Here is a 25,407-nt window from a genome sequence, read left to right on the forward strand (position 1 = left end):
GCCATGGCTGATGTAGTGATGGGAAACGTGGAAGCGGGGACCAGTGACGAGGACATCAAGGCCTTCCTGGTCAAGTATGGGTTTCCGCCATTCGACGAGATCGAACACCTGCCCGGCAACGGTTCGCGGCCGGCGGTGCTGCTGACGTGCAGGGATGCGCCGCCGGAAGCGCTGCGCACGCTGCTGCCGCGTGTCCAAGACATGTTCTGGAAGAACCGGAAGATTCATGTGCATATCGTCAATGAGCGCTATGGCTAGCGTAGCAAAGGTCTGGCGATGGGCTTGCTCGGCAGGATAAGGAACAGGGACAAGCAGGCCGCGGCGCAGGACGGCGTCGACGCGGCGATCGAGCGCCTGCTGGCGCTGCACCCGCAGCTGCGCCTGGTGCGCCATGGCCGCAAGCGCCTCGTGCCCGCGGTGGCGACCTCGTTCACCCATGTCCGCGCGCTGGTCGACGCCGTGCCGGCGGCGCGCGAGGCCAGCGCCGCCGCCTGGGATGGCGACCCGTACATCCACGCCTGGTTCGCCGGGCCCGATGACGTCGCGTTGCGAATCAGCCGCTCGGCCGACCTGCGTGCCTTTTTTGCCGCCAACGGCGACGCGCCGGAAGCGTATGCGGTGCTGGGGATGGCATTGACCGAACGCCACGTCCTGGGCGCCAGGATGGAAGGTGAAACGATGCGCCGCGACGTGCCGCAGACGACGCTGAGTTTCAGCGACCACCAGGTCAGGATCTGCGGGCGCAGCGATGCCGAACTCAGGGAGAAGATCGTGCGGCGCCTGCTGGACGAGCTCGCGCTGGCGGGACTGGCGCGCGGCGCCGTCGACAAGTCGCGGCGCGCGGTACTCGAACGCGAGCGTGCGCTGCTCAAGACACGGCTGCAATTGCTCGAACGCCAGGGCCAGGGCATCGGCTCGGTGATCGGCGGCGATGTCGCGAGCGAGCCTGGCGAGCTGGCGCGGCTGCACGCGCAGGTCGAGGAAAACGCGCGCGACCTGGCCGGCATCGGGCTGCGCGAAGACGCGCTGGAGCGCGAACTCGAGCATGTGCGCGCGGTGTTCGCCCAGCCCGGCCGGCATCTGTCGGTGTCGACCAGGCGCGTGATCCTGGACCGGATGAACGTCGTGATCGAGGCGGGCACGCCGGCGGATACGTCGATGAGCGAGCTCGAGTTGCGGATCGCCCGGTTGCCGACCCTGCCGCCGCGGATGCGCGCATTCTCGCTGGTGCGCTTCGCGCGGGCCAGCCTGCTGCCGGAAAAAAGCGTGTTCGAGGATGCCGAGCAGTTGCTGTCTTCGGGACTCTGGTCCTGATGCTGGGTCAATTTATAAGGAGCACGTCATGGCTGGAGGCAAGGAAATCCGCGACAAGATCAAGAGCGTGGAAAGCACGAGAAAAATCACCAGGGCGATGGAGATGGTCGCCACCTCCAAGATGCGCAAGGCACAGGAGCGGATGCGCACCGCCCGTCCCTATGTGCGCAAGATCCGCAACATCACGGGGCACCTGGCCGAAGCCAGCCCCGAATACAGCCATCCCTTCCTCATCACGCACGACGAGGCCAGGCGTGCCGGCTTCATCGTGGTCACGACCGACAAGGGCTTGTGCGGCGGCATGAACACCAATATCCTGCGCGCCGTGACGCACGCCATGCATGAACACCAGGAGCGGGGCATCGGCAGCGACCTGGTGGTCATCGGAAGCCGCGGCCTGTCGTTCATGACCCGCATCGGCGCCAGGGTGGTCGCGCATGCGGTGCACCTGGGCGACACCCCGCACCTCGAACGGCTGCTGGGCCCGGCCAAAGTGCTGCTCGACGCCTACCAGAACGCGCAGATCGACGCCATCCACCTGTGCTACACGAAATTCATCAATTCGATGAGCCAGCAGGCCGTCATCGAGCAGCTGGTGCCGCTGGTGCCGGAGAACGTGCGGGCCGAACGGGGAACGCATGCCTGGTACTACCTGTACGAGCCGGACCCGGCCCAGGTCATCGACGACCTGCTGGTGCGCTACGTCGACGCGCTGATCTACCAGGCGGTCGCCGAAAGTTTCGCGTCCGAGCATTCGGCGCGCAGGATGGCGATGAAGGCGGCCAGCGACAACGCGGCCAGCATCATCGACGACCTCAAGCTGGTGTACAACAAGACCCGTCAGGCGGCGATCACGAAGGAACTTTCCGAGATCGTCTCCGGCGCGGCGGCGGTCTGAGCGAGGACATCATGGCAACTCCCACGATCCGCGTCAGCGTCGTCTCGGCCGAGGAAGAGGTGTTCGAGGGCGATGCGGAGTTCGTCGCACTGCCCGGCGAAAGCGGCGAGCTCGGCATCTATCCGCAGCACACGCCCCTGATGACCAGGATCCGGCCGGGCGCCGTGCGCATCAAGGTGCCGGGGCAAGAGGACGAAGAACTGGTGTTCGTCGCCGGCGGCATCCTGGAAGTCCAGCCGGACGAAGTCACGGTGCTGGCGGACACCGCCATCCGCGGACGCGACCTGGACGAAGCCAGTGCGAACGAGGCGCGCAAGCAGGCCGAGGAAGCGCTGCGCAACCGGGACACCAGGATCGACTACGCCAAGGCGCAGTCGGAACTGGCGATCGCCATCGCCCAGATCCAGGCCTTGTCGCGGCAAAGGAAACGGCGCTGACGTGCAGGACGACCGATTGAGTTTGGTCAGCCTCGACTCGACGGCCGACGCTGGTGACGCCGGTCAGGCCGCGGCGGCGCGGCGCTCGGTGCGCCCGTTGGTCAGGAAGCGCTCCAGCGTCTGCTGGAGCTGCATCGAAATATTCGTGAAGCTGCAGCCGATCTGCACCTGCTCGCCGAGCAGGAAGGTGCGGAAGGGCCGCATCAGGCGCACTTCCAGGTCGGCCGTGATGAACAGCGCCGGCCCCAGTTCCAGCCGCACGCCAATCAGTTTCTTGCCGACGTGTAGCCCGTAACACTGCTCGGGCGAGGCGCGCATGCCGACGCCGCCCTGGGAAAAATCGTAGAGGGGCAGTTCGTACTGGCGGCCCGACAGGCCGAAGCTGGCGCTATAGTTGGCGCCGACCGGCGTTTCCACCCGGCGCGCCGAGCGCCGGTTGAGCACCAGGCAGTGTTCCGGGAAGTCCGCCCGCACCAGGTGGGGCTGGCCGGGCAAACCCTTCCAGTCGCTTTCCAGCTCGAACTGCAACTTGGCATTGCCGCCGATCGCGCTGACGAAGGTGGCGTGGTGGGTGACCGGCATGTCGCTGCCAGTAAAATCCAGCACGAAGTGCGGCAATGCCGGGTCGACCGACTCGATCCGCACCAGGAGCGGCTCCTGGATGCCGGAATAGACGGTGACGGGATCGCCGCTGAGCGCCAGCGCGGTCAGCGCTTCACCGATGTCGAACGGATCCGACATCTGGTGTGGCGCGGCATTGCCCGGAATACGGGTCAGGAGGTCGGATGGCTTTGGCGGGCCCTTGCGGGCAAAAGCGACGGCATCGGAGACGTTCACGGCGGGGTCCTGGACGTGATTGTAAAATGCTGCTGCACGGAAGTATAACCCTCTTTGCAATCTTGTTGCAAACCGGAATCAAACTTGCAGCAGAGTCCATGCCGGTAGGTGGGGGCGAAGCTCACGGCGAGCCGTGCAATGCCGAGCAACCAGCACACGCCTGTCAGGCGCCAGGAGCGACTTCCACCTACCGGGATAGACTCATCGCACCGATCAAATTTCCAGGTTGTCGATCAGTCGGGTCGCGCCCAGCTTGGCCGCCGCCAGCACCACCAGCGGCTCGCCGCGTTCGAGGTCCGCGCCATGCGGCGCCTGCAGGTCGATGCGCTTGCGCACCGAAACGTAGTCCGGCTTCCAGCCGCGTCCGGCCAGGGCGGCCATCGCGCGCGCTTCGACGGCTTTGATGTCGCGCTCGCCGCTGCGGACGGTGTCGGCCACCGCGTTCAGTTCCCGGTACAGCACCGGGGCTTCGGCCCGCTCGTCGCTTGAGAGGTAGCCATTGCGCGAGGACAGGGCCAGGCCGTCCTCGGCGCGAAAGGTCTCGGCGCCGATGATCTCGGTCGGCAGGGCGAACTGGCGCGCCATATTACGAACGATCATCAGTTGCTGGTAATCCTTCTTGCCGAACACGGCCACGCGCGGCTGCACGCACGAGAACAGCTTGGTCACAACGGTGCACACGCCCTCGAAGAAGCCGGGACGGAATTCGCCTTCCAGCGTATTGCCCAGGCCATCCGGCGGGCGCACGCGGTATTCCTGCGGCTCGGGATACAAATCCTTTTCGGTCGGCGCGAACAGCACGTAGACGCCTTCCTTCTCCAGCTTGGCCACGTCTTCCTGGAAGGTGCGCGGGTATTTGTCGAAATCCTCGTTGGGGCCGAACTGCAGGCGGTTGACGAAGATCGAGGCGACCACCGGGTCGCCGTGACGGCGCGCCAGGCGCATCAGCGACAGGTGGCCTTCATGCAGGTTGCCCATTGTCGGCACGAACGCCGTGCGCAGCTGGCCGCGCAACTGGTCGCGCAATTCGTCAATGGAAGAAATGATTTTCATGGGTGAACAAAGGGAGAATAAAACGGCATCAAGCCGGCGAATAGGCCAGGCGCACGTAGATCGGCGCAAAAGGTTCGGCCTGGGTAATTTCGATCAGTGTTTCTTTCGCCAGTTCGAGCATGGCGACGAAGTGGACGACGACGATCGGCCGGGGCGCGTGAGCCACCGTGTGCTGGCCTGCGAACAGGTCGCCGAACTCGACGAAGCGCTGCGATTGCAGGGTGCGCAGGATGGCCGACATGTGCTCGCGCACCGACAGTTCCTGGCGCCCGATCCGGTGGTGCTGGGTCAGCTTGGCGCGGCGCAACACGTCGAGCCAGGCACGCTGCAAGTCCCAGGGATCGACGTCGGGCAGGGCCGTGTTCAGGCCCTGTTCCACGAACAGCTGCGGGCGTACGAAGTCCCGGCCTTCCTGGGGCACGTTACCCAGCGCTACCGCAGCGGATTTGATCTGCTCGTAGTCCAGCAGGCGGCGCACCAGTTCGGCGCGCGGGTCGCCGGCATCCTCGATCAGGTCGTCCTGGCGCTTGGGCAGCAGCATGCGGGATTTGATTTCGATCAGCATCGCAGCCATCAACAGGTATTCCGCCGCCAACTCGAGGTTGCTCTTGCGGATCTGCTCGACATATTCCAGGTATTGCAGGGTCACCTGCGCCATCGGGATGTCGAGGATGTTGAAGTTCTGCTTGCGGATCAGGTACAGCAGCAGGTCGAGCGGACCTTCGAAGGCGTCGAGGAAGATCTCGAGCGCGTCGGGCGGGATGTACAGGTCGTTCGGCAGGCGCGTCAGCGGTTCGCCATACAGGCGTGCGATCGCGGCGTCTTCCGGCGGGGGCGGCGCGGCATGCTGGTCGTCGACGGCGGCTTCCACGGGGATTTCCTCTCCCTCGGCTGCCGCCCCTTGGGGCATCATGCGCGCGCCTCCGTCCTCAGACCTTGGTCTGGTACGGGTAGGCCTGCTGGCGCAGGCGCGATTCCTCGACACGGGCCTGTTCGTCGAGCGAGACCGGTTCCTTGTCCCACAGCAGGGCGCGGCCGGCGACCTGGCCCGCGTCCAGGTGCGAGTTCTGCTTCTTGAGCTCCGAGATGAACTTGGTGTGCTCGGATTCGTACATCACGTGTTTTTTCGAGAAGATCATGATTCGCTTGAGATAAATGACGGCTGGGTGCCGGCGACGGGCAGATTCTTCTGCCACGCGCCGCCGGCGTCAAGTCTTACTTGTGCAAGGCGTTCAACTGGCGGGCGATGATGTCGTGGTTGAGCCACAGTACCGGCGCGATTTTTTCCGATGCGCCATGGAACATCAACGGGCCGGCGCCTTCCAGCACCAGGCTCGACAGGTGATCGGTGATCAGTGCCTTCTTGTCCTTGTGCAGGGCGGTGATGGCTTCCGAGGTGCCGATCATGACTTCGGCCAGTTCCGGGGTATTGTCCATCGGCCAGGCTTCGAAATTGCGGAAGGTGGCGCTGGTCGCATCGTTATTGTACCCCTCGATGGTGTCGAGCAGCTGTTGCAGCGAAGTGCCTTCGCCCAGCAGCTCTTCGCAGATGCGCCAGTGCTCGTCGGCCCAGGCGCCGCCGCCTTCTTTCTTCAGTGCGCGCAGCAGCGGGAACAGCGACAGCTCGACGCCGACGAAGATGTCGGACGAGTTGGTGCGGATTTCCGGGCAGTTGAACACGGTCGCGAAGGTGCCGTTGTTCCAGGCCGCTTCGGCGATCGACTCCAGGCGCATCTTGGCGTAGCCCTGGGTGTAGTTGGTGTAGGTCTGCCACTGGTACTCGTCGCCGATCAGGATCTCGGTGCCGTGGTAGCCGTAGGCGGTGTAGCGCACTTCGCCGCCGGCTTGCGTCACGCGCTCGCGGATCGCGCTCGACGCGTCGATCAGGTACTTGAGCGTGTTGGCCGAGACTTCGTCGAAGTTCATCAGGATCAGCTTGCCCAGGTCGCTGTCGAGCAGGGCGCGCGAGGACATGAAGCGCTCGCCGCGGCCTTTGTAGATGCGGTTGGCGATGGCCAGGAAGGCCTTGATCTTCGGGATGCCGCCGGCCATCGTGTGGGCGAAGAAGACGTTGGCGCCTTGCGGCACCAGCTTGTCGATCTCGGCCATCACGGTGGCGGCGGAGCCCGTGAAGCGGGCCACGCCTGCCGCGCGGCAGCGCTCGATGCGTTCCCAGTCCAGCTTTTCTTCCTGCCAGTTCTTCAGGGTGATACCGGACAGCATTTCGGTCGGGTTCTGTTCGCCTTCCGGGGCGTCCATGTCGAAGCCGGCCATCAGCGGCACGTTGATGATGCGGCCGCCCAGTTTCTCTTCCGCTTCGGCCAGTTCTTCGTCGTTCAGCTTGCGTAAAGCGCCGCTGTCGTCGCGGCGACCCACGGTGACGCCGACGATGGTCATGCCGGCGGCGCGCGCCTGGTCGATCAGGCCGTTGACATAGCCGCGGCCGAACAGTTCGCCGAACAGGACGAAGACGTCGCCCTTACGGAACACATTGGCTTCAGGGATATGGCGGAGAGGATTCAATTCGGTCATATTATTAGCTACCTATCAAAAGAGTTTGTGGCGGCGTTTTGTCATATTTAAAACATGGCATTGTACACACACGCCACACCCTCGGGAATGCTTCCCGAGGCTTGCATGAGGCCCCTCTACGACCGGCATTGCCGGTGTCAGGATGGCCTCTTGCCTTGCGGATTTAACGGATACGCATGCCTGGCGTCGCGCCCGGCATCGGGTCCAGCAGGTACAGGCCCGGGTTCGCTTTCTCGTCGGCTGCCGAGGCGCACAGTACCATGCCTTCGGACACGCCGAATTTCATCTTGCGCGGCGCCAGGTTGGCGACCAGCACGGTCAGCTTGCCGATCAGGTCTTCCGGCTGGTAGGCCGACTTGATGCCCGAGAACACATTGCGGTGACGGCCTTCACCCACGTCCAGCGTCAGGCGCAGCAGCTTGCTCGAGCCTTCGACGTGTTCGCAGTTGACGATCTTCGCCACGCGCAGGTCGATCCTGGTGAAGTCGTCGATCGAGATTTCTGGGGCCAGGGCCTCGATGTCGCTGTCGCCGGTGGCCGCCGGGGCTTGCGCGGGCTCAACTTTCGCTGCCGGAGCGGGAACGGCGGCCACGGCCGGCTTGTCGAACAGGTTCTCGACCATCTTGGCGTCGACGCGCTGCATCAGGTGGGCATAGGTGCCGATGGTGCGGCCGAGCATGGTTTCGTAGACGGCGGCGCCATGGGTGTCGGCCCAGCTCAGTTCGGCATCGCCCAGGAATTCAGCCACGCGCGCAGCCACGTTCGGCAGCACCGGCGCCAGCATGACGGTCAACTGGCGGAACAGGATGAGCGCCGTGGTGCACACATCGTGCAATTGCGCGGTCTTGCTCTCGTCCTTGGCCAGCAGCCATGGCTTGTACTCGTCGACGTACTGGTTGATGACGTCGGCGATTTCCATGATCTCGCGCAGGGCGCGGCCGTACTCGCGCGCCTCGAAGGCGGCGGCGATGCTGGTCTGGCGCTCGGCGCCATCCGCCATCAAGGCCTTGCAGATGGTGTCGCGGGCGGTCTGCGACAGGCTGTCGGCCAGCTTGCCGTCGAAGCGCTTGGCGATAAAGCCGGCGCAGCGGCTGGCGATATTGACGTATTTGCCGATCAGGTCGCTGTTCACGCGGGCCACGAAGTCGTCGCCGTTGAAGTCCAGGTCTTCCACCTTGGCATTGAGCTTGAAGGCCAGGTAGTAGCGCAGCCATTCCGGGTTCATGCCCAGTTCCAGGTAGCGCAGCGGCGAAATGCCGGTGCCGCGCGACTTGGACATTTTTTCGTTGTTCACGGTCAGGTGGCCGTGCACCGCGACCTTCAGCTTGTCGATGATCGGATGGCCCGAGAAATTCAGCATGGCCGGCCAGAACAGCAGGTGGAACGACACGATGTCCTTGCCGATGAAGTGCAGCTGCTCGGCGTCGGGATCGTTCAGGAAGGCGTCGAAGTCCTTGCCCTGCCTGGCGAAGTAGTTCTTCAGGCTGGCCAGGTAGCCGACCGGCGCGTCCAGCCACACGTAGAAGAATTTACCCGGTGCATCCGGAATCGGGATGCCGAAGTAGGGCGCGTCGCGCGAGATGTCCCAGTCGGCCAGCTTCTCGCCATCTTCGCCCAGCCATTCCGAGACCTTGTTGACCATCTCGGGCTGCAGGCGGCCGGGCGTGTTCAGCCATTCTTTCAGGAACTGGAAGCAGCGCGGGTCGGACAGCTTGAAGAAATACTGCTCGGACGGCTTCAGGACCGGGGTCGAGCCGGTGAACACCGAGAACGGGTTGATCAGTTCGGTCGGCTGGTAGGCGGCGCCGCACACCTCGCAGTTGTCGCCGTACTGGTCTTTCGCATGACAGACCGGGCATTCGCCCTTGATGTTGCGGTCGGCCAGGAACATGCCCTTGGCGGTGTCGTAGAAGCGGTCGACGGTCTTGGTGACGATCAAACCCGCATCGCGCAGCTTGCGGTAGATGCCCTGCGACAGTTCGACGTTTTCCGGCGAGTCGGTCGAATACCAGTTGTCGAAGGCGATATGGAAGCCGTCCAGGTATTGCGGGCGGCCGGCGGCGATCTTGGCCACGAATTCCTGCGGCGTGATGCCTTCCTTCTCGGCCGCGATCATGATCGGCGTGCCGTGGGTATCGTCGGCGCACACGAAATGCACTTCGCGCGGCTGGCCGCCTTGCTGGTTACCCTCGCGCTGCATTCGCTGGAAGCGGACCCAGATGTCGGCCTGGATGTATTCCATCATGTGGCCGATATGGAAGGCAGCATTGGCGTAGGGCAGTGCGGTGGTGACGAACAGCTTGCGGGTCATGGTGTCGAAACGCTCGGGTTATATGAAAAGAAGCATTTTACCAGTGGATGGCCCTGCGCGCTCAGGGGGTATTGGCCGACTTTCGGCCCTCCGGACCAGCCTGCAGGCCGTTTTGCGCTACACTTCGCCCCAATATCATCCGGAGAGCACCATGAGCATCACTGAGAACGACGTCAAGACCGCTTTGTTGGAAGTCATCGATCCTAACACCCAAAAAGATTTCGTCACGACCAAGTCGGTCAAGAACATCAAGATTGACGGCGCGCAAGTTTCCTTTGAGCTGGAGCTGGGCTACCCGGCCGCCAGCCAGGTCGAAATGCTGCGCGGCATGGCCGCCGCCGCCGTGCTGGAACTGCCCGGCGTCGAAGGCGTCGCCATCCGCGCCTACAGCAAGATCGTGTCGCACACCGTGCAGCGCGGCATGAAGGTCATGCCGAACGTCAAGAACATCATCGCCGTCGCCTCGGGCAAGGGCGGCGTTGGCAAATCGACCACGGCCGTCAACCTGGCCCTGGCCCTGGCCGCCGAGGGCGCCAGCGTCGGCATGCTGGACGCCGACATCTACGGCCCGTCGCAGCCGATGATGCTGGGCGTGTCCGGCCGTCCGGTCAGCCATGACAACAAGAGCATGGAGCCGCTGGAAAACCACGGCATCCAGGTGTCGTCGGTCGGCTTCATGATCGATCCGGACGAGCCGATGGTGTGGCGTGGCCCGATGGCCAGCGGCGCGCTGCAGCAATTGCTCGAGCAAACCAACTGGCGCGACCTGGATTACCTGATCGTCGACATGCCGCCAGGCACCGGCGACATCCAGCTGACCCTGTCGCAGAAAGTGCCGGTCACCGGCGCCGTGATCGTCACCACGCCGCAGGACATCGCCCTGCTCGACGCGCGCAAGGGCCTCAAGATGTTCGAGAAGGTCGGCATCCCGATCCTGGGCGTGGTCGAGAACATGAGCACCCACACCTGCTCCAACTGCGGCCACACCGAGGCGATCTTCGGCCATGGCGGCGGCGAAAAGATGTGCGCCGACTTCGGCATCGACTTCCTGGGCGCGCTGCCGCTGACGATGGCGATCCGCGAACAGGCCGACGCCGGCCGTCCGACCGTGGTCGCGGATCCGGACGGCCAGGTCGCTGCCGTCTACAAGCAGATTGCGCGCAAGGTCGCGATCAAGATCGCCGAGAAGGCGAAGGACATGAGCAGCAAGTTCCCGAGCATCGTCGTCAAGAACGACTGATCCGACGGCGGGGCGCCACGCCCCGTGATCCGCCAGCGCATCGCACCGACGCGCGCCAGCACTTGTTGTTGGCGCGCGTCATTCATTTCGCATCCCGAAACCGTGTCGGGAGGTCAGCTTTTTCCAGCTAACTATCTGTTTGAAAATAAAGTCGTTAGGAAATTCCCTACCTACACTCTGACCTTGAGCGAGCACCGCACAAGTGTGCAGAACGGGCATCGGGAATCACGTGGGTGACAAATGAGCGACGACAGCACACAGCGGTGGAGCGCGCGCTACCTGGGCATCGCGCAGCGCTTCATCCCGGCCGCGCTGCAGCAGGATGTGACCCAGGCGGCGCGGAGCGCCAATCTGGTGAACGCGGCGGTGATGGCCGGCACCGCTGGGCCGCTGTACGCGCTCGCCTATTGGCTGCTGGGCCTGGAGACGGCCGCGGTCGAGATCGTGCTGTGCTGCGCGGTGATGCTGTCGGCGGCGCCGGTGCTGCGCCTGACCGGCAGCGTGGTGGCGGCGCGCGAAGTCTTCCTGTGCGCGCTGTTCTTCAATTTCAGTTGGCTCAGCTGGCACCTGGGCGGCATCGTCTCGCCCACCGTCAGCTGGCTGGTCACGGGGCCGCTGGTCGCCATGTTCCTGGGCGGGAAGCGCTGCGCCGGCTTCTGGCTGGCCATGAGCTGCGCCAGCGCCACCCTGATTTATTTGCTGGAGGCGAACGGCCTGGCCCGGCCGCCGGCCCCGCGAACCGACATGCCGCTGCTGCACCTGGTGTGCGATCTCGGCCTGTACGTCGTGGTGCTGGTCTTCGTGCTGCTGTTCGGTCTGACCAAGAACGACGGCTTTTCGCGCCTGCGCCGGGCGCTGGCCACGATCAACGAGCTGGCGATCCGCGACGAGCTCACCGGCATCCATAACCGCCGCTTCCTGCTCGACCTGGTGGACAAGGAAAAGGAGCGCGCCGACCGCAATGGCGGCGAGTTCTGCCTGTGCCTGTTCGACATCGATTTCTTCAAGCGCATCAACGACACCTACGGCCACGCGGCCGGCGACACCGTGCTGCGCGCCTTCTCCCGCACGGTGCAGGACCAGCTGCGCGCGCTCGACGCCTTCGGGCGCTATGGCGGCGAAGAGTTCCTCCTGATGTTGCCCGAGACGCCGGCGGCGAGCGCGATCGCGCTGGCCGAACGGGTGCGCGGCGCGGTCGAGGGCCTGCGCTGCCTTGATGGCGAACGCACGATCACCTTGACGGTGTCGGCCGGCGTGGCCGAGTACCGGCTGGGCGAGAAGGTGGCGCAAACCATCGTGCGCGCCGACCAGGCCCTGTACCTGGCCAAGTCGGGCGGGCGCAACCGGGTGCTGTGCCATGGTGACGATGGCCCGGCTGAAGTGGCAAGAGGCCTGGCCGCGCCGGTTACCGACGCCCGTGCGCCGCTGGACGGCGCCGACGGTTTCCAGCGCGACCAGCTGACGGGCTTGCTGAACCGGCGCCTGCTGCGCGACCGCCTGCGCCATGCGATGGACCGCGCGCGTCGCAACGGCCGCCTGGTGGCGCTGCTCCTGTTGAACATCAACCGCTTCAAGGAAGTCAACGACGCCCTCGGCTACGAGGCCGGCGACGCGCTCCTGCACCAGGCCGGCGGCGCGATCCGGCGCTGCCTGCGCGACTGCGACACGGTGGCGCGCTGGGGCGGCGACGAATTCGTGGCCTTGCTGGAAGACCTGGGCAGCCAGGCCGACGCCCTGCTGGTGGCCGACAAGATCCTCGACCGTCTCACGGCGCCGCTGGCGGTCGCCGGCCGCGATTGCTACGTGACCCTGGCGGTGGGAATCGCGCTGTATCCGGCGCCGGACTGCGACGCCGATGCGCTGCTCAAGCGCGCCGACACCGCGATGCGCAGCGCCAAGCGCTGGGGCCAGAACATCGTGCGCGTGTATGCCGGCAACGGCGGCGGCGGCGCAGGCGCGGACGCCGCCGCCTGCTCCTTGTCCCTGCCGCAGAGCGAACGCCTGGCCCTGAAGAACGGCTTGCGCGACGCCCTGGCCCAGGGCCAGCTGTTCATCGAATACCAGCCGCAGGTCGAGCTGCGCGAGCGGCGCGTGATCGGGGTCGAGGCGCTGCTGCGCTGGCAGCATCCGGTCTACGGCTTGATCGATCCGGGCCGCTTCATTCCCCTGGCCGAGGAGACCGGGATGATCGTCCCGATCGGCGAGTGGATGCTGCGCTGCGCCTGCCTGCAGAACCGCGCCTGGCGCGCCGCTGGCCTGCCGGAAATAAAGACCGCGGTCAACCTGTCGGCGCGTCAGCTGCGCGAGCCGGGCCTGGCCGGGCGCATGCTGGCCATCGTGGCCGAGACCGGGATGCCGCCCGCCTGCCTCGACCTCGAAATCACCGAAGGCATCCTGATCGACGACCTGGCCGCCAATTGCACGGCATTGAGCCAGTTGCGGCAAGCCGGCGTGCTGGTCTCGATCGACGATTTCGGCACCGGCTATTCGAGCCTGAACTACCTGAGCGCGCTGCCGGTGGACATCCTCAAGATGGATGGCCTGTTCGTGCGCCGCCTGGGCGCCGCCAGCGGCCGCGCGCGCGCCTACGCCGTCGCCGACAGCATCGTGGCGATGGCGCATCGCCTCGGCCTTTCCGTGATCGCCGAGTCGGTCGAGACGCCGGAGCAACTGGGCGACCTGTGCGCGATGGGCGTCGATGCCGCCCAGGGCTATCTGTTCGACCGGCCGCTGGCGCCCGAGCTGGTGGCGGCGCTGCTGGCGCGCCAGCGGCGCGAGTGCGCCGCTGCCATGCTCGCGCCAACCCGTATTCTTGAATCCGTTGCTGGAGGACGCCGTGCAGAATGAATCGATTCCCTTCGACCCCGTGCGCGACCCGGCGGCCCTGGGCGCTTCCGGCGCCCTGGACGGCAACGTCGCCCACTTCTCCCAGCCGCGCGGGCCCGACCTGCTGCGGCGCGGCGGCGCGCTCGACGCCTGGGTGCTGCTCCGTGCCCGCCACGGCGTCTGGCCCTACGGCAGGGTGCTGGTCGGTGCGCCCGGTCCGCTGGCGCGCGTGGCCGACGATGGCGCGCCGCCCGCGCGCGGCATCAACTTCGCATCCCAAGATTACCTGTCGCTGGCCGCCCATCCGGCGGTGCACGAGGCGGCGCAGCGCGCGCTGCACGACGCCGGACCGCACAGCGCCGGCTCGGCCGTCTTGCTGGGCAACACCCGCCATTCGCAGGCGCTGGAAACGGCGCTCGGCGAGCTGCTGGGCCTGGACCAGCTGGTGCTGTTCCCGACCGGCTGGGCGGCGGCCTTCGGTGCGATCACGGCCCTGGTGCACTCGTTCGACCACGTGGTGATCGACGCCCAGGCCCACGCTTCGCTGCGCCAGGGCGCGGCCTGCGCCACCCGCAACGTGCTGGTGCACCGTCACCTCGACTGCGACCATGTGCGCGAGCTGCTGGCGCGGATCCGCGCGATGGACGCGGCCAACGGCATCCTGGTGGTGACCGAGGGCCTGTTCAGCATGGACGCGGACAGCCCCGACCTGCCGTTGCTGCAGCACCTGTGCCGCGAATACGGCGCGACCCTGCTGGTGGACGTGGCGCACGACCTGGGCGCCCTCGGGCCGGGCGGCGGCGGGGTGGTGGCCAGCCAGCGCATGCAGGGACGGATCGACATCGTGATGGGCAGCTTTTCCAAGACCTTCGCCACCAACGGCGGCTTCGTCGCCTGCGCCCAGCGATCGGCGCGGCGCCAGTTGCAGCTGTACGCCGGGCCGCACATGTTCTCGAACGCGCTGTCGCCGATGCAGGCGGCGGTGGCGTTGGAATGCCTGCGCATCGCCACATCGGGCGAGGGCGACGGGCTGCGCGCCGACCTGCTGCGCAACGCGGTCGAGCTGCGCGCGCTGCTGGCCTGCTCGGGCCTGCATTGCCTGGGCGGCCCGTCGCCGATCGTGCCGGTATGGACCGGCCTCGAGTCGGCCGCGCGCGTCGCCGGCATGCTGCTGGCGCGCGATTCGGTATTCGTCAATCCGGTCGAGTTTCCCGGCGTGCCGCTCGGCGCGGCGCGGCTGCGGCTGCAACTGATGGCCCAGCACACGCCGGCCCAGCTGCGGCGCGGGGCCAGCCTGGTCGCCAACGCCTGCGGCCGCGCCGGCGCCGGCGCCTTTGCCGGCAAGTCGCCGCGCCAGGCCTACCGGGAGCGCTATCGTGGCTGAGACCGAGCCACTGCAGGCGGCCTTCGTCCTGCGCCAGCTGTAGCGCCACGCGCGCGCCGCGCCCGAGCGCATCGCCTTCACCTTCCTGCGCGAGGACGGACGCGAGGAATCCCTCAGCAATGGCGCGAGGCCGCGCCCGGCCTGGCCTTCGTGATGGACGGCGGGCGTACGCGCCTGCTGTGCACCGATGGGCTGCCAGGGGCGCCGGCGCCGCTACCGATGCGGTTGCCAACGCCTGCGCCAGATGCGCTGGCCTTCATCCAGTGCACCTCCGGCTCCACCATGGCGCCGCGCGGGTGGGGCGGCGGCGGGCGGTTTACCGATGCAGCCGCGCGCAGGGCGACGGGGTAAAATACGCTCTTTTACCTGATTGCTTTCTGCCATGACCGTTCGCACCCGATTCGCTCCCAGCCCGACCGGCTACCTCCACCTGGGCGGCGCGCGCACCGCGCTGTACTCCTGGGCCTATGCCCGCCACTTCGGCGGCACCTTCGTCCTGCGCATCGAGGACACCGACCTCGAACGTTCGACGCCGGAAGCGGTGCAGGCGATCCTGGACGGCATGAAGTGGCTGGGCCTGGAGCACGACGAAGGCCCGTTCTACCAGATGCAGCGCATGGACCGCTATCGCGAGGTGGTCAAGGGCATGCTGGACGCCGGCACCGCCTATCTGTGCTACTGCTCGCCGGAAGAAGTCGAGGCGATGCGCGAGCGCATGCGCGCGGCCGGCGAAAAGCCGCGCTACGACGGCACCTGGCGGCCGGAACCGGGCAAGACCCTCCCAGGCGTGCCGGAAGGCGTCAAGCCGGTGGTGCGCTTCAAGAACCCGCTGGACGGCGAAGTGACCTGGCATGATGTGGTCAAGGGCCCGATCACGATCGGCAACAAGGAGCTGGACGACCTGGTCATCGCGCGTCCGGACGGCACCCCGACCTATAACTTCTGCGTCGCGGTCGACGACTGGGACATGAAGATTACCCACGTGCTGCGCGGCGACGACCACGTGAACAATACCCCGCGCCAGATCAACATCCTGCGCGCGCTCGGCGCCGAGCTGCCGCAGTATGGCCACCTGCCGATGATCCTGGGCGCCGACGGCCAGAAGCTGTCCAAGCGCCACGGCGCGGTGAGCGTGATGGACTACCCGGAGCAGGGCTATCTGCCGGAAGCGATGCTGAACTACCTGGCGCGCCTGGGCTGGAGCCACGGCGACGACGAGATCTTCTCGATGCAGCAGTTCACCGAGTGGTTCAACCTGGAGCACCTGACCGCATCGGCGGCCCAGTTCAACCACGAAAAGCTGGGCTGGCTGAACAACCACTATATCAAGCAGACCGACAACGAGCGCCTGGCGCAGCTGGCGCTGCCGAAGCTGGAGCGCGACGGCGCGCGCTTCGATGGCGCCCCGGCGCTGCCGACCGTGCTGGGCCTGATGAAGGAGCGCGCCAACACGATCAACGAGCTGGCCGATGCGGCGATGCTGTTCTACCGCGATCCGCAGCCGGATCCGGAACTGCTGGCCCTGCACCTGACCGACGCCGTGCGCGCCGCGCTGGGCACCTTCGCCGAGCGCTCTGCCACCGTGGAGTGGAACAAGGCGGCGCTGGCCGCCATGCTGAAGGAAGTGCTGGCCGCCCACAGCCTCAAGATGCCGCAACTGGCCATGCCGCTGCGCCTGCTGTTGACGGGCCAGCTGCAGACGCCGGCGATCGATGCGGTGCTGGAACTGTTCGGGCGCGACGTCGTGCTGGCGCGCGTGCAGAAGGGGCTGTAAGAAGGGAAGTAACAAGGCCTGGCGTGGACGGCTGCGCCGTCCACGCGGTGATGGTTGGCAGCAGGATCATCCGGCTCGTTAGCGGCGCCGATGACGATCACCGCGTCGGCGGAAAGCCCCGCCGACCTGCCGCAAGAAAAGACTGCGAATGGCGCTGACCACAAACGCGAAAAACGGACGTTGCGAAATGCAAGGTCGTCCTATATAATGCTCGCACTTCAGCGCTGCGGGGGTATAGCTCAGCTGGGAGAGCGCTTGCATGGCATGCAAGAGGTCAGCGGTTCGATCCCGCTTACCTCCACCAACTCTGAAGTGGCTTAAGGTAGTAGAGCAGTAAAAGCAGTAAGCGGTTGTTCCCGGTCCCTATCGTCTAGAGGCCTAGGACATCACCCTTTCACGGTGAGTACCGGGGTTCGAATCCCCGTGGGGACGCCAGGTAACTGGCAAGAATGACCGGACGAAGGCAGCGCAAGCGGCACTAGTCGAAGCAGTAACAGTGTAGTAAAATGTTGTTTTCTCGTAGGGGGTATAGCTCAGCTGGGAGAGCGCTTGCATGGCATGCAAGAGGTCAGCGGTTCGATCCCGCTTACCTCCACCACGATGGAAAACAGCAGTAGGCAGTATCGGAAGTTACTAGGGTCCCTATCGTCTAGAGGCCTAGGACATCACCCTTTCACGGTGAGTACCGGGGTTCGAATCCCCGTGGGGACGCCAAGAATTTGGCAGTGCGCCGCGCCAGCGGCGGCGCATGGCAAGGTAGTCGGTAGTTTAAGTTTTGTGCAGTTTTAGGTCCCCATCGTCTAGAGGCCTAGGACATCACCCTTTCACGGTGAGTACCGGGGTTCGAATCCCCGTGGGGACGCCAGCTTAAAACCGGAGTAGACCAACGCGCATGCGCGGAGAGGTGCTCCGGTTTTTCTATTGTGTTGGCAGTTGCGCGCCTGTACGGGCGAAGCGGTAGTAGAGTAGCAGCAGTACAGTTTTAGGTCCCCATCGTCTAGAGGCCTAGGACATCACCCTTTCACGGTGAGTACCGGGGTTCGAATCCCCGTGGGGACGCCATACAAGGTAAGCCGGAGCCGGCCGCGAGAGCGGGGCTCCGGTTTTTCTTTTTGCGCCGTCTTTTTTGCTCCAGCACCCTGACGGCTGCCATCTTCTGAACGGCGTCACCATCCCGACGGCCGCAAGCCCGCGAATGGGTATTGCATCGTTCCGACCTGGCCGCCGCCGCCCGCCGGTCCCATGCCCAGGCGGGCGCCGTCGCCTGGTGACGTCGCAAACATCCCGGCGGGAATGCCGACACTGGCGGCCGCACCTTGCCATGCCATGCTGGACTGCGCCATGGTCAGGCCCAGCGCCACCAGGGCGTCCGGCAAGCCATAGCCGATCCGGTTCGCATCGCCCAGCGTGACGGGGCGCGCGCTCATCCGCAATACTTGGAACAGGCGCTCGACCCGCTCCGGCGAACGCGGCAGCGACATGGACTGGAATTCGGGACGGTGCGCCAGCACCAGGGCGGCAAGCCCGGTGACGTGGGGCGCCGCCATCGAGGTGCCGTCCCAGGCTGCGAAGTTATTGGGAGGAACGGACGACACCACGGCCACGCCCGGGGCGCAGACATCGATCTGCGGTCCGAAGCAGCTGAACCTGGCCGTAAAGTAACCCTGCATGTCGCCATCCGGGCCGATGGTTTCGGCATGGTAGCTATCGGGCGGGAACTCGCCGATCTTGCCGATCGCCGCCACCGCGAGCACGTGGGGCGACGACGCCGGATACTGGACGGCCGCGGCCGAGTTGCCGGCCGCGGCGATGCAGGCGACGCCGGCCTGCTTGGCGCGCACGATCTGCCATTCCAGCGCTTCGGACGGCGAGCCGCCGCCCAGGCTCAGGTTGACGACGTCGATACCCTGTTCGATGCAGTATTCCAGGGCGTCGATCAACTGGCTCACCTGGCCGCCAGGAAACAGCTTGCAGATGTGGATCTCGGCCTCGGGCGCGAAGCCCCGTATGCCCCAGGCCGGATCGGCGGCGGCGATCACGCCGGCGCAGTGCGAGCCATGCCCGAGCGTATCGACGTTCCAGGTGGAGCGGTTGATTGTCTTGTTGACGACGTCGAAGCCGGCATGGATCTGGTTGAGGTTGCCATGCGTGGTGGCGGCGCCGGAATCGATGACGGCGATCTTGATGCCGCGGCCGCGGAATTGCTGGGGCACCTGGTCGAGGCGCATGGCGCGCGCGCCCCAGCCCATGGCGCTCTGCTGCGGCATTCCCCGCAGGGCAGGCCAGTCGGCCAGCGGACGCAGCATGACGAGGTTCGGTTCGTCCACGCTCAGGTCGGGATCGCGCTGGTAGAGGCTCCAGTAATCGGTGCGCGGCTTGACGTACAGGCCGCTGATCGTGTGCGCGTCCTCTCCATACAGGCGCAGGCGGGCGACTCCGTCCGCGCCGGTAACCGCCGAGCTCGGCAGCGCACCGCCGAACAGCGAGACCTCGACGTCAGGCAGCGGCGCGCCGTCCTTGCCGACCACGACGAGCAGCAGTTCGGCCTGCGGTCCGTGGTAGGGCGTCAGCGAACTGACGAGGTCGGGGCGGCGCAGCATGGGATCGAGCAGCTCCAGGTGCTGGTCGCGCTCGACCAAGAGCTGCCCCTGGCCTCGCTGCAGCAGTTCGCGGGCTTTCTGGTCGGTCATGCGCGCCACCACCACGCCATCGGCCGGCTCGCCCATGGCGGCCGGGCCGAAGCCGGCCGGCGCCATGCCCCCGCGGGTGGCGATGGTATCGACCACGTCGATGTCGGGCAGCGTACGCAGGGCCTGCTGGACGGCCGATAGCCCCAGCGGCGCGACCCAGCTGCTGGCGCCGAAGGCGCCGGTGAGGGTCGCGCGCGGGGCGACCAGGTATTTTTTCTTGCGTTCGGCGACCGGACGGCCGCGTGCGATGGCCGTGGCGCCATTGATGGCGCCTGCCGCGGTTGCGGTGCGCTTGGCTCCTGCGCCGTCAGGAGTCGGGTTGGGCGTCTCCTGGGCTTCGCCGGCGGAGCCTTTCGTATGTTTTGGCATGGGATGTCCTTTGCCCGGGGCCGCTCAGTCGGAAAGCGAGAGCGGCTGGTCCGGTTCAATCGCTAACTGGTGAAGAGTCTGTTGCCGCAGCCGCTCGGCGGTCGGGGCGTCGGTCTCGACGACGGCCGTGTGCGGCGGCCCGGAAGAGGGGCCGATAATGTCGACCAATTGCACGCCTGGTTCAGTGCCCAGGGTCGCGAGAAACTTGGCAAGTGCGTTGTCATCGTTGGCGGCGCGCACGATGTAGCGGCCGAGCGTGGGAGGCAGGGATGCCGGCATGGCGAGGCTCCTGAGCGCCGGCCTGCCGCTGGCGGATGTCCGCCGCCGGCCGGCGCAAGATCGTTAGGCAATAGGCGTCACGCTGAGCGTATCAAGCGCTCAGCGGCCGGTTCAATGCACGGTTTGCTGGCCGCCGAACTGCTGGCCCAGCTGCTGTTGACCGAACTGCTGCTGGCTGTAGGGATCAGCCCCGAGCGGCACGTAGCGCCCCAACTGGCTGGCGACGTTGCCGACCGCGGCGCCCAGGCCCTGGTTGCCGAGCTGCTCGCCGATGAAGCTGCCGATCGGGCGTGCGTATTGGGTGATGGCATTGCTGAGCCAGCCTTGCGGGGCGATCTGGCCACCTTGCTGGGCAACCTGCTGTTGCAGCATCGCTTGCTGCTGCTGGACTTGCTGCAGCGTTTGTTGCAGCTGCTGTTGCAGCACTTGCAGCTGCTGCAGCTGGACCAGTGGCGACGATGCCTGCTGGCCTTGTTGCTGGCCCTGGGGATCGGCCCCGAACGGCACATAGCGCCCGAAGCTGGAGCCTTCGCTGATGATGTTCCCCAGGGTGCGATTACCGGTCAGATTGCCGATGAGGGAGCCGGCCGGCTTGCCGATCGTGCTGATCAGGTTGCCGAAGAAGCCGCCTTGCGGAGTCAGCTGGCCTTGCTGCTGTTGCATCTGCTGCAATTGCTGCAGCTGCTGTAGTTGCTGCAGCTCTTGCAGTTGTTGCGGATCCATTTGTTGCCCGGCCAGGCCGCCCGACGGATCGGCCGACAGCGGCGAAAAGCGACCCAGGAAGCCGCCGGCCGTTTCGCCGATGCGGCCGCCCAGGCCCGCATTGTTGAACAGGCCGCCGATGCCGCGACCGATCAGGCCCCCCAATGGCGCGCCGAACATGCCGCCCAGCGATTGCGGCGCAAACTGTTGCGGTCCGAATTGCTGCGGTCCGAATTGCTGTGGATAGCCTGCTTGTTGATACTCGTTCATGGCAACTCCTCCAGGTAGTCGGCCGTATCGCGGCAGGCAGGAAGCGGGTTGGCGCCTGCCACGATCGGCCGTGTTCACATTGTTCGCGCCGCAAGGGAATGGCGCGAGGCGAAGGGCAGGAAGGGCTGCCATCGAGGCCGCCTTCCCTGCAGGTAGGCGTTCGACCGGGCGTCGATGGCGAAGTTTTTGCCTCCAAGTGGCCGATGCGCACTTCCGTTTTGGTCATTGCGATAGCGCAGACGCGCGCCAGAACGCCCCCAGTTTGGTCGCGCATTGCACTGTGCTCGAGGAATTTTTGTCGGATGGCGTTAGAATGGCGGCCCCTGCCACCGCCGCCTGACGCGCCTACTGTCCATCCATGTTCCAGAACTCTTCCGCGCCGTCGCTGGCCATCTTTTGCAAGGTCGTCGACAACTATGGTGACATCGGCATCTGCTGGCGCCTGGCGCGCCAGTTGCGCCACGAGCACGGGGTCGCGGCCACGCTGTGGGTGGACGACCTGGCGAGTTTTCGCCGCATCTGTCCGCAAGTCGATCCGGACGCGGCGGCGCAGGCGGTGCAGGGCGTCGCCGTACGGCACTGGGGCGGCCAGGACGATGTCTATGCCGTCGGCGACATCCCTGATGTCGTCATCGAGTTCTTCGGCTGCGAGCTGCCGCCGTCCTGGGTCGAGGCGATGGCGGCGCGCACGCCGCGTCCGGTATGGATCAACTACGAGGGCCTGACGGCCGAGGAGTGGGTCGAGGGCTGCCACCGGCTGCCGTCGATGCATCCACGGCTCAAGCTGACCAAGCATTTTTTCTTCCCCGGCTTTAACGCGCGCACCGGCGGCCTGTTGTGCGAAGCCGGCCTGGATGCGCGCCGCCGCGCCTTCCAGCAGGATCCGGCCCGCGCCGCGGCTTTCCTGGCGCGCTTTGGCGTGACGCCGGAGGAGGCGGCCGGGCGCAAGGTATCGCTGTTCTGCTATCCCGAGGCGCCGGTGAATGCGCTGTTCGGGGTCTGGCGCGAAGCGGCGCAGCCGACCCTGTGCCTGGTGCCCGAGGGCGTGGCGCGCGACCGGGTCGAGGCCTTTCTCGGGGGCGCGGCAGTGGCCGGCGCCAGCGCCACCCGTGGCGCGCTGACGCTGAAGGTGCTGCCGTTCGTGCCGCAGGAGGACTACGACCTGCTGCTCTGGTCCTGCGACCTGAACTTCGTGCGCGGCGAGGATTCCTGGGTGCGCGCACAATGGGCGGGGCGCCCGTTCATCTGGCACATCTATCCGCAGGACGAGCAGCTGCACCACAAGAAGCTGCGCGCCTTCCTGCAGGCCTATGCACAGGCGCTGCCGGCGCTGGATGCCTTCATGCTCGGCTGGAACGGGGCGCGCGAGATCGATGACTGGGCGGCCGCCTGGACGGCGCTGGAAGAAGAGTCGCCGCGTATCGCCGAGCAGGCCGACGTCTGGCGCGAACAGGTCACCGCCCATGGCGATTTGGCGACGAAGCTGCTCGATTTCGTGCGCGAACTGGGGCGGGCACGGGAAAACCGAGTATAATGCCCGGTTAGTTTCTAACGGATTCCGACGATCAAACGCAGGTTCCGAGGCTCTCAGTCACCAGCCCGCGATGATTTAATGCAACTATCTTTTTACGTAAAATATCTATGAAACCCGCAAAAGAAATTCGTGTTGGCAACATCATCATGGTGGATGAAAAGCCATTCATCGTGCTGCGTTCCGATGTCAACGGCTCGAGCCGTACTGGCTTCACCTACAAGTGGAAGATGAAGAATCTTCTGACCAATGCACCGCTGGAAAACGTGTTCCGCGGCGACGACAAGTTCGACGTGGTCGTGCTGGACAAGAAGCCGGTCACCTACTCGTACTTCGCCGACCCGCTGTACGTCTTCATGGACGAAGAGTACAACCAGTACGAAATCGAAGAAGAAAACCTGGGCGACGCGCTGCACTACCTGAAAGACGGCATGGAATGCGAAGCCGTGTTCTATGACGGCAAGGCGATCTCGGTCGAACTGCCGACCATCATCGCTCGCCAGATCGTGTACTCGGAGCCGGCTGTCAAGGGCAACACTTCGGGCAACGTCCTGAAAGAAGCCAAGCTGGAGAACGCGATCGAAGCCCACCAGCACACCATCATGGTGCCGCTGTTCGTCAGCCAGGACGACACGATCGAGATCGACACCCGTACCAACGAATACAAGAAAGTGGTGCGTAACTAAGCACTGGCTATCCAGCACAGGGCAGGCATGCCGTTCGGTGAAAGTCCTGCTTGAGGACGAGAATGGTGTGATGCCGAGGCAGGATCTGCATGGCCCGGTCGAGTTGTCGACCGGGCCATTTTCATTCAACGGTGCCCGCAGGCGCCGCGCTGTCGCCCGCAGCGCCAGGTCCGCATGTCGTTCGCAAGCCGCCGTGCCTGTCGTGCAGCCGCACGAGAGACGCGCGTGCGTCGATGCCCCCGCGTTGCCGGCCATGCGCAGGATCTGCCGACGCGCCGGCCGGCGCCATCAGCGGTACGCGGCCGGCACCCACCGATACGTCGAAGAACGGCTGCCGCCCACGCGTCCCAAGCCGGGAAACGGCAGGTGCGCGCCGGCGACCCAGACGCCGCGCGCGCTGGCGTACGCCAGCGGCGCATGCCGGGTGTCGACGGCCTGCTGCCGGTGTGTGGCTCTGCGCCGACCGGTCAGCACATCAACGCCAGCAGGTGCTCGACACCCTTGATCGACGTGCGCGCCGGCCCCAGTTGCAGCGCGAGGTCGCGCCCGATGTCGCGCACGCGCCAGCCGATTTCGCGCAGCGCCAACTCGCCCTCGAAGATCTCGGCGGGGCCGGGCGGCGCACCTTCGGTGACCGCGATGCGCATGTCCAGGCCGGTGGCCATGAAGGCGCGCTGCACGAGCGCCAGCCGCTCCCGCGTGCGCAGCAGCAGGTCGAGGTGCTTGGGCGCGACCTGGCCGCCGCGCGCGATCTCGGCGGCCAGGTCGGTCGCCTCGCTCATCCGTTCGGACAGGCGCACGATCTCGTCGTCGGGGATTCTCGACGCATCCAGCCCGAAATCATCGCCGCCGAACTTGCGGCTGGCCTGCGACATCAGGGCCGAGATGGTGCGCGGATGTTCGCCGCTGACGACCTTCAACGCCATGTCGGCGCGCTGCAGTGGGTTCGGCTCATGCAGCAGGCCGGCAATCAGTTCGGCGCCCGCGACCAGCTGGCCGGCGGTGCTGCTTTGTCCGACCACCATGGCGCGTGGATAGCCGGTGCCGTTCAGGCGCTCATGATGCTCCGCGACCGCGATCGCGACGGCCGGCGGACAATGGCCCAGATCCTGGATCAGCAAGCGGCCGATCTGGGGATGGACGATCACGTGCGCCCACTCCTCCGGGGCCAGCACGTGCGTGGCGCGTAGCAGCCTGGGGTCGATGTACAGCTCGCCGATATCGTGCAGGACGCCGGCCATGGCGCTGGTGCGCCGCAGGTCGGGCCCGAGGCCGGCATGCGCGGCGAAGGCCAGCGCCAGCGTCGCCACCTCGGCCACATGGCGCAAGCCGGCGGGGTCGTTGCGGTCGATCATGGTCAGCATCATGGCCAGCGGCGGGGAAAACTCGAGCGCATCGAGTTCGCGCCGCAGGGTCTCGCCGGTGATGCCCGACAGGGAGAGGATGGTGCCCAGCGCGGCCGATTCCTCGACCGCGCGCGTGGCGCAGCCGACCAGCGAGCGCGCGTCGACGGCGCCATCGACGGCGATGCAGGATTCGATCGGTTTGCGCAGGCGGTGGACGATCAACCGTTCCTGCAAGCGGCGCGATACCTGTGCGCCTTTTGCCAGCAACTTGTTACCGTGAGTATCGTAGATGTCCTCGGTCGCGGTGACGCCGACCTCTTCGGAAAGCGCCAGCACCTTGTCGAGGTAATGTTCGTTGACGACGGCGCCGTGTGGGTGATTGGTCATGACGTGTTGGTTGAAAGACCGCGAGCGATCGATGGAATTCAGCTAATTGCATTGAAGCAATTAGCCCGAAAGCAATCATATAACATTCGCCAGAAAGATGCTGCACAGAAAGATATAGTGTATTTTCGACACGTTCCGTGACGGAGGTGCTTGGTCGGGGGCGGCCGTGCCACATGCGCTGGATGGCGCCAGCGGCGTGCCGGTCAGCGCATTGAAGCTGCGCCGGTATGCGAGGCAGCGCCAACGCTGCAAGCCGCTCGCCGCGACGCATCGGTGTACCAGAGACATCGATGGTGCGGACAGGAAGGAGCGGGACGCTAGTCGCGGGTTTGGTGTCCGATAGTGCGTAAGCGGGTAAAACGGAGCATGATAGAAGTGCTCATCTATGTTGCGAAAACCAAGCACAGCAGATGAGGATGTGAACGTGGACGGGATACTTGTTCCGGGACACGGGTTCAGTAGTGAGTTACATCTCCGTCAGCGCAGCGAACACTTCTTCGAAGACCGAGCCTTGTATCACCGCCACCCGATGAGTGACCTC

20 protein-coding genes and 6 tRNA genes are annotated in these 25,407 nt (G+C 65.8%); 16 read left to right on the forward strand and 10 right to left on the reverse strand.

Annotated elements, in window-relative coordinates:
- Nucleotides 1-3 precede the first annotated feature (3 nt).
- The 4 genes from DIR46_RS22200 to DIR46_RS22215 are packed head-to-tail and all read left to right on the forward strand — an operon-like array spanning nt 4 to nt 2,649.
- Nucleotides 4-258: a hypothetical protein gene (locus DIR46_RS22200; protein ID WP_109347182.1), complete on the forward strand. Its 255-nt coding sequence runs from the start codon at nt 4-6 to the stop codon at nt 256-258.
- Nucleotides 259-276: 18 nt separating this feature from the next.
- Nucleotides 277-1,314 (forward strand): hypothetical protein, encoded by a 1,038-nt coding sequence (locus DIR46_RS22205; protein ID WP_229446361.1) that lies wholly within the window; start codon nt 277-279, stop codon nt 1,312-1,314.
- Between the two features lie 28 nt (nt 1,315-1,342).
- Nucleotides 1,343-2,212 (forward strand): F0F1 ATP synthase subunit gamma, encoded by an 870-nt coding sequence (gene atpG / locus DIR46_RS22210; RefSeq protein WP_109347183.1) that lies wholly within the window; start codon nt 1,343-1,345, stop codon nt 2,210-2,212.
- 11 nt (nt 2,213-2,223) lie between these two features.
- Nucleotides 2,224-2,649 (forward strand): F0F1 ATP synthase subunit epsilon, encoded by a 426-nt coding sequence (locus tag DIR46_RS22215; RefSeq protein WP_109347184.1) that lies wholly within the window; start codon nt 2,224-2,226, stop codon nt 2,647-2,649.
- A 63-nt stretch (nt 2,650-2,712) separates the two neighbouring features.
- Here the strand turns inward: DIR46_RS22215 and DIR46_RS22220 are convergent, their stop codons facing one another.
- The 6 genes from DIR46_RS22220 to metG form a co-directional block, all read right to left on the reverse strand.
- Nucleotides 2,713-3,486, reverse strand: a complete 774-nt coding sequence (locus DIR46_RS22220) for a flagellar brake protein (RefSeq protein ID WP_109347185.1) — start codon at nt 3,484-3,486, stop codon at nt 2,713-2,715.
- A gap of 213 nt (nt 3,487-3,699) precedes the next feature.
- The gene (gene panC, locus DIR46_RS22225) at nt 3,700-4,539 is read right to left on the reverse strand and encodes a pantoate--beta-alanine ligase (protein ID WP_109347186.1); all 840 of its coding nucleotides are present in this window, start codon (nt 4,537-4,539) and stop codon (nt 3,700-3,702) included.
- Nucleotides 4,540-4,567: 28 nt separating this feature from the next.
- Nucleotides 4,568-5,452 carry a segregation and condensation protein A gene (locus DIR46_RS22230; protein WP_109347187.1) on the reverse strand — a complete coding sequence of 295 codons (885 nt, stop codon included), beginning with the start codon at nt 5,450-5,452 and terminating at the stop codon, nt 4,568-4,570.
- 16 nt (nt 5,453-5,468) lie between these two features.
- Nucleotides 5,469-5,678, reverse strand: coding sequence for a DUF3460 family protein (locus DIR46_RS22235; protein WP_109347188.1), 210 nt, complete (start codon nt 5,676-5,678; stop codon nt 5,469-5,471).
- A 76-nt stretch (nt 5,679-5,754) separates the two neighbouring features.
- Nucleotides 5,755-7,071, reverse strand: coding sequence for an enoyl ACP reductase FabMG family protein (locus DIR46_RS22240; protein WP_109347189.1), 1,317 nt, complete (start codon nt 7,069-7,071; stop codon nt 5,755-5,757).
- A gap of 163 nt (nt 7,072-7,234) precedes the next feature.
- Nucleotides 7,235-9,382, reverse strand: a complete 2,148-nt coding sequence (metG, locus tag DIR46_RS22245) for a methionine--tRNA ligase (RefSeq protein WP_109347190.1) — start codon at nt 9,380-9,382, stop codon at nt 7,235-7,237.
- A gap of 151 nt (nt 9,383-9,533) precedes the next feature.
- Between metG and apbC the strand changes: the two genes are divergently transcribed.
- The 10 genes from apbC (at nt 9,534) to DIR46_RS22300 (ending at nt 17,668) form a co-directional block, all read left to right on the forward strand.
- Nucleotides 9,534-10,622, forward strand: coding sequence for an iron-sulfur cluster carrier protein ApbC (gene apbC / locus DIR46_RS22250; RefSeq protein WP_109347191.1), 1,089 nt, complete (start codon nt 9,534-9,536; stop codon nt 10,620-10,622).
- A gap of 240 nt (nt 10,623-10,862) precedes the next feature.
- Complete coding sequence (locus DIR46_RS22255; RefSeq protein ID WP_109347192.1) at nt 10,863-13,469, forward strand: diguanylate cyclase; 2,607 nt, start codon at nt 10,863-10,865, stop codon at nt 13,467-13,469.
- The gene (locus DIR46_RS22260) at nt 13,459-14,832 is read left to right on the forward strand and encodes an aminotransferase class I/II-fold pyridoxal phosphate-dependent enzyme (RefSeq protein WP_109348113.1); all 1,374 of its coding nucleotides are present in this window, start codon (nt 13,459-13,461) and stop codon (nt 14,830-14,832) included. The genes DIR46_RS22255 and DIR46_RS22260 overlap by 11 nt, the downstream gene beginning before the upstream one ends.
- A gap of 382 nt (nt 14,833-15,214) precedes the next feature.
- The gene (gltX, locus tag DIR46_RS22270; RefSeq protein ID WP_109347193.1) at nt 15,215-16,606 is read left to right on the forward strand and encodes a glutamate--tRNA ligase; all 1,392 of its coding nucleotides are present in this window, start codon (nt 15,215-15,217) and stop codon (nt 16,604-16,606) included.
- A gap of 228 nt (nt 16,607-16,834) precedes the next feature.
- Nucleotides 16,835-16,910: transfer RNA gene (locus DIR46_RS22275), tRNA-Ala, on the forward strand.
- A 55-nt stretch (nt 16,911-16,965) separates the two neighbouring features.
- Nucleotides 16,966-17,041: transfer RNA gene (locus DIR46_RS22280), tRNA-Glu, on the forward strand.
- 87 nt (nt 17,042-17,128) lie between these two features.
- A tRNA-Ala gene (locus DIR46_RS22285) sits at nt 17,129-17,204 on the forward strand.
- 40 nt (nt 17,205-17,244) lie between these two features.
- Nucleotides 17,245-17,320: transfer RNA gene (locus tag DIR46_RS22290), tRNA-Glu, on the forward strand.
- 75 nt (nt 17,321-17,395) lie between these two features.
- Nucleotides 17,396-17,471: transfer RNA gene (locus DIR46_RS22295), tRNA-Glu, on the forward strand.
- Nucleotides 17,472-17,592: 121 nt separating this feature from the next.
- Nucleotides 17,593-17,668: transfer RNA gene (locus tag DIR46_RS22300), tRNA-Glu, on the forward strand.
- 104 nt (nt 17,669-17,772) lie between these two features.
- On the opposite strand, the gene DIR46_RS22305 is transcribed toward DIR46_RS22300, so the two are convergent.
- The 3 genes from DIR46_RS22305 to DIR46_RS22315 all read right to left on the reverse strand — a co-directional run bounded on the left by DIR46_RS22305 (nt 17,773) and on the right by DIR46_RS22315 (nt 20,916).
- Nucleotides 17,773-19,665 (reverse strand): S8 family serine peptidase, encoded by a 1,893-nt coding sequence (locus tag DIR46_RS22305; RefSeq protein ID WP_109347194.1) that lies wholly within the window; start codon nt 19,663-19,665, stop codon nt 17,773-17,775.
- 24 nt (nt 19,666-19,689) lie between these two features.
- On the reverse strand, nt 19,690-19,944 hold the full coding sequence (locus tag DIR46_RS22310) for a hypothetical protein (RefSeq protein WP_109347195.1): 255 nt from the start codon (nt 19,942-19,944) through the stop codon (nt 19,690-19,692).
- A gap of 111 nt (nt 19,945-20,055) precedes the next feature.
- Nucleotides 20,056-20,916: a hypothetical protein gene (locus DIR46_RS22315; protein WP_109347196.1), complete on the reverse strand. Its 861-nt coding sequence runs from the start codon at nt 20,914-20,916 to the stop codon at nt 20,056-20,058.
- Between the two features lie 358 nt (nt 20,917-21,274).
- On the opposite strand from DIR46_RS22315, the gene earP reads away from it, so the two are divergent.
- Both earP and DIR46_RS22325 read left to right on the forward strand, forming a co-directional pair.
- Nucleotides 21,275-22,450: an elongation factor P maturation arginine rhamnosyltransferase EarP gene (gene earP / locus DIR46_RS22320; protein WP_109347197.1), complete on the forward strand. Its 1,176-nt coding sequence runs from the start codon at nt 21,275-21,277 to the stop codon at nt 22,448-22,450.
- Nucleotides 22,451-22,557: 107 nt separating this feature from the next.
- Complete coding sequence (locus DIR46_RS22325) at nt 22,558-23,133, forward strand: elongation factor P (RefSeq protein ID WP_005666727.1); 576 nt, start codon at nt 22,558-22,560, stop codon at nt 23,131-23,133.
- 467 nt (nt 23,134-23,600) lie between these two features.
- Here the strand turns inward: DIR46_RS22325 and DIR46_RS22330 are convergent, their stop codons facing one another.
- Entirely contained in the window at nt 23,601-24,866 is a 1,266-nt protein-coding gene (locus tag DIR46_RS22330; RefSeq protein ID WP_109347198.1) for an HD-GYP domain-containing protein, read from the reverse strand.
- Nucleotides 24,867-25,407 lie beyond the last annotated feature (541 nt).

The organism is Massilia oculi (assembly GCF_003143515.1).
Taxonomy (GTDB): domain Bacteria; phylum Pseudomonadota; class Gammaproteobacteria; order Burkholderiales; family Burkholderiaceae_D; genus Telluria; species Telluria oculi.

What these genes read in the sequence shown, in the direction of transcription:
- DIR46_RS22200 (WP_109347182.1), top strand. Translation starts at nt 4, where the DNA reads ATGGCTGATGTAGTGATGGGAAACGTGGAAGCGGGGACCAGTGACGAG.
- DIR46_RS22205 (WP_229446361.1), top strand. Translation starts at nt 277, where the DNA reads ATGGGCTTGCTCGGCAGGATAAGGAACAGGGACAAGCAGGCCGCGGCG.
- atpG (WP_109347183.1), top strand. Translation starts at nt 1,343, where the DNA reads ATGGCTGGAGGCAAGGAAATCCGCGACAAGATCAAGAGCGTGGAAAGC.
- DIR46_RS22215 (WP_109347184.1), top strand. Translation starts at nt 2,224, where the DNA reads ATGGCAACTCCCACGATCCGCGTCAGCGTCGTCTCGGCCGAGGAAGAG.
- panC (WP_109347186.1), bottom strand. Translation starts at nt 4,539, where the DNA reads ATGAAAATCATTTCTTCCATTGACGAATTGCGCGACCAGTTGCGCGGC.
- DIR46_RS22230 (WP_109347187.1), bottom strand. Translation starts at nt 5,452, where the DNA reads ATGATGCCCCAAGGGGCGGCAGCCGAGGGAGAGGAAATCCCCGTGGAA.
- DIR46_RS22235 (WP_109347188.1), bottom strand. Translation starts at nt 5,678, where the DNA reads ATGATCTTCTCGAAAAAACACGTGATGTACGAATCCGAGCACACCAAG.
- DIR46_RS22240 (WP_109347189.1), bottom strand. Translation starts at nt 7,071, where the DNA reads ATGACCGAATTGAATCCTCTCCGCCATATCCCTGAAGCCAATGTGTTC.
- metG (WP_109347190.1), bottom strand. Translation starts at nt 9,382, where the DNA reads ATGACCCGCAAGCTGTTCGTCACCACCGCACTGCCCTACGCCAATGCT.
- apbC (WP_109347191.1), top strand. Translation starts at nt 9,534, where the DNA reads ATGAGCATCACTGAGAACGACGTCAAGACCGCTTTGTTGGAAGTCATC.
- DIR46_RS22255 (WP_109347192.1), top strand. Translation starts at nt 10,863, where the DNA reads ATGAGCGACGACAGCACACAGCGGTGGAGCGCGCGCTACCTGGGCATC.
- gltX (WP_109347193.1), top strand. Translation starts at nt 15,215, where the DNA reads ATGACCGTTCGCACCCGATTCGCTCCCAGCCCGACCGGCTACCTCCAC.
- DIR46_RS22305 (WP_109347194.1), bottom strand. Translation starts at nt 19,665, where the DNA reads ATGCCAAAACATACGAAAGGCTCCGCCGGCGAAGCCCAGGAGACGCCC.
- DIR46_RS22310 (WP_109347195.1), bottom strand. Translation starts at nt 19,944, where the DNA reads ATGCCGGCATCCCTGCCTCCCACGCTCGGCCGCTACATCGTGCGCGCC.
- DIR46_RS22315 (WP_109347196.1), bottom strand. Translation starts at nt 20,916, where the DNA reads ATGAACGAGTATCAACAAGCAGGCTATCCACAGCAATTCGGACCGCAG.
- earP (WP_109347197.1), top strand. Translation starts at nt 21,275, where the DNA reads ATGTTCCAGAACTCTTCCGCGCCGTCGCTGGCCATCTTTTGCAAGGTC.
- DIR46_RS22325 (WP_005666727.1), top strand. Translation starts at nt 22,558, where the DNA reads ATGAAACCCGCAAAAGAAATTCGTGTTGGCAACATCATCATGGTGGAT.
- DIR46_RS22330 (WP_109347198.1), bottom strand. Translation starts at nt 24,866, where the DNA reads ATGACCAATCACCCACACGGCGCCGTCGTCAACGAACATTACCTCGAC.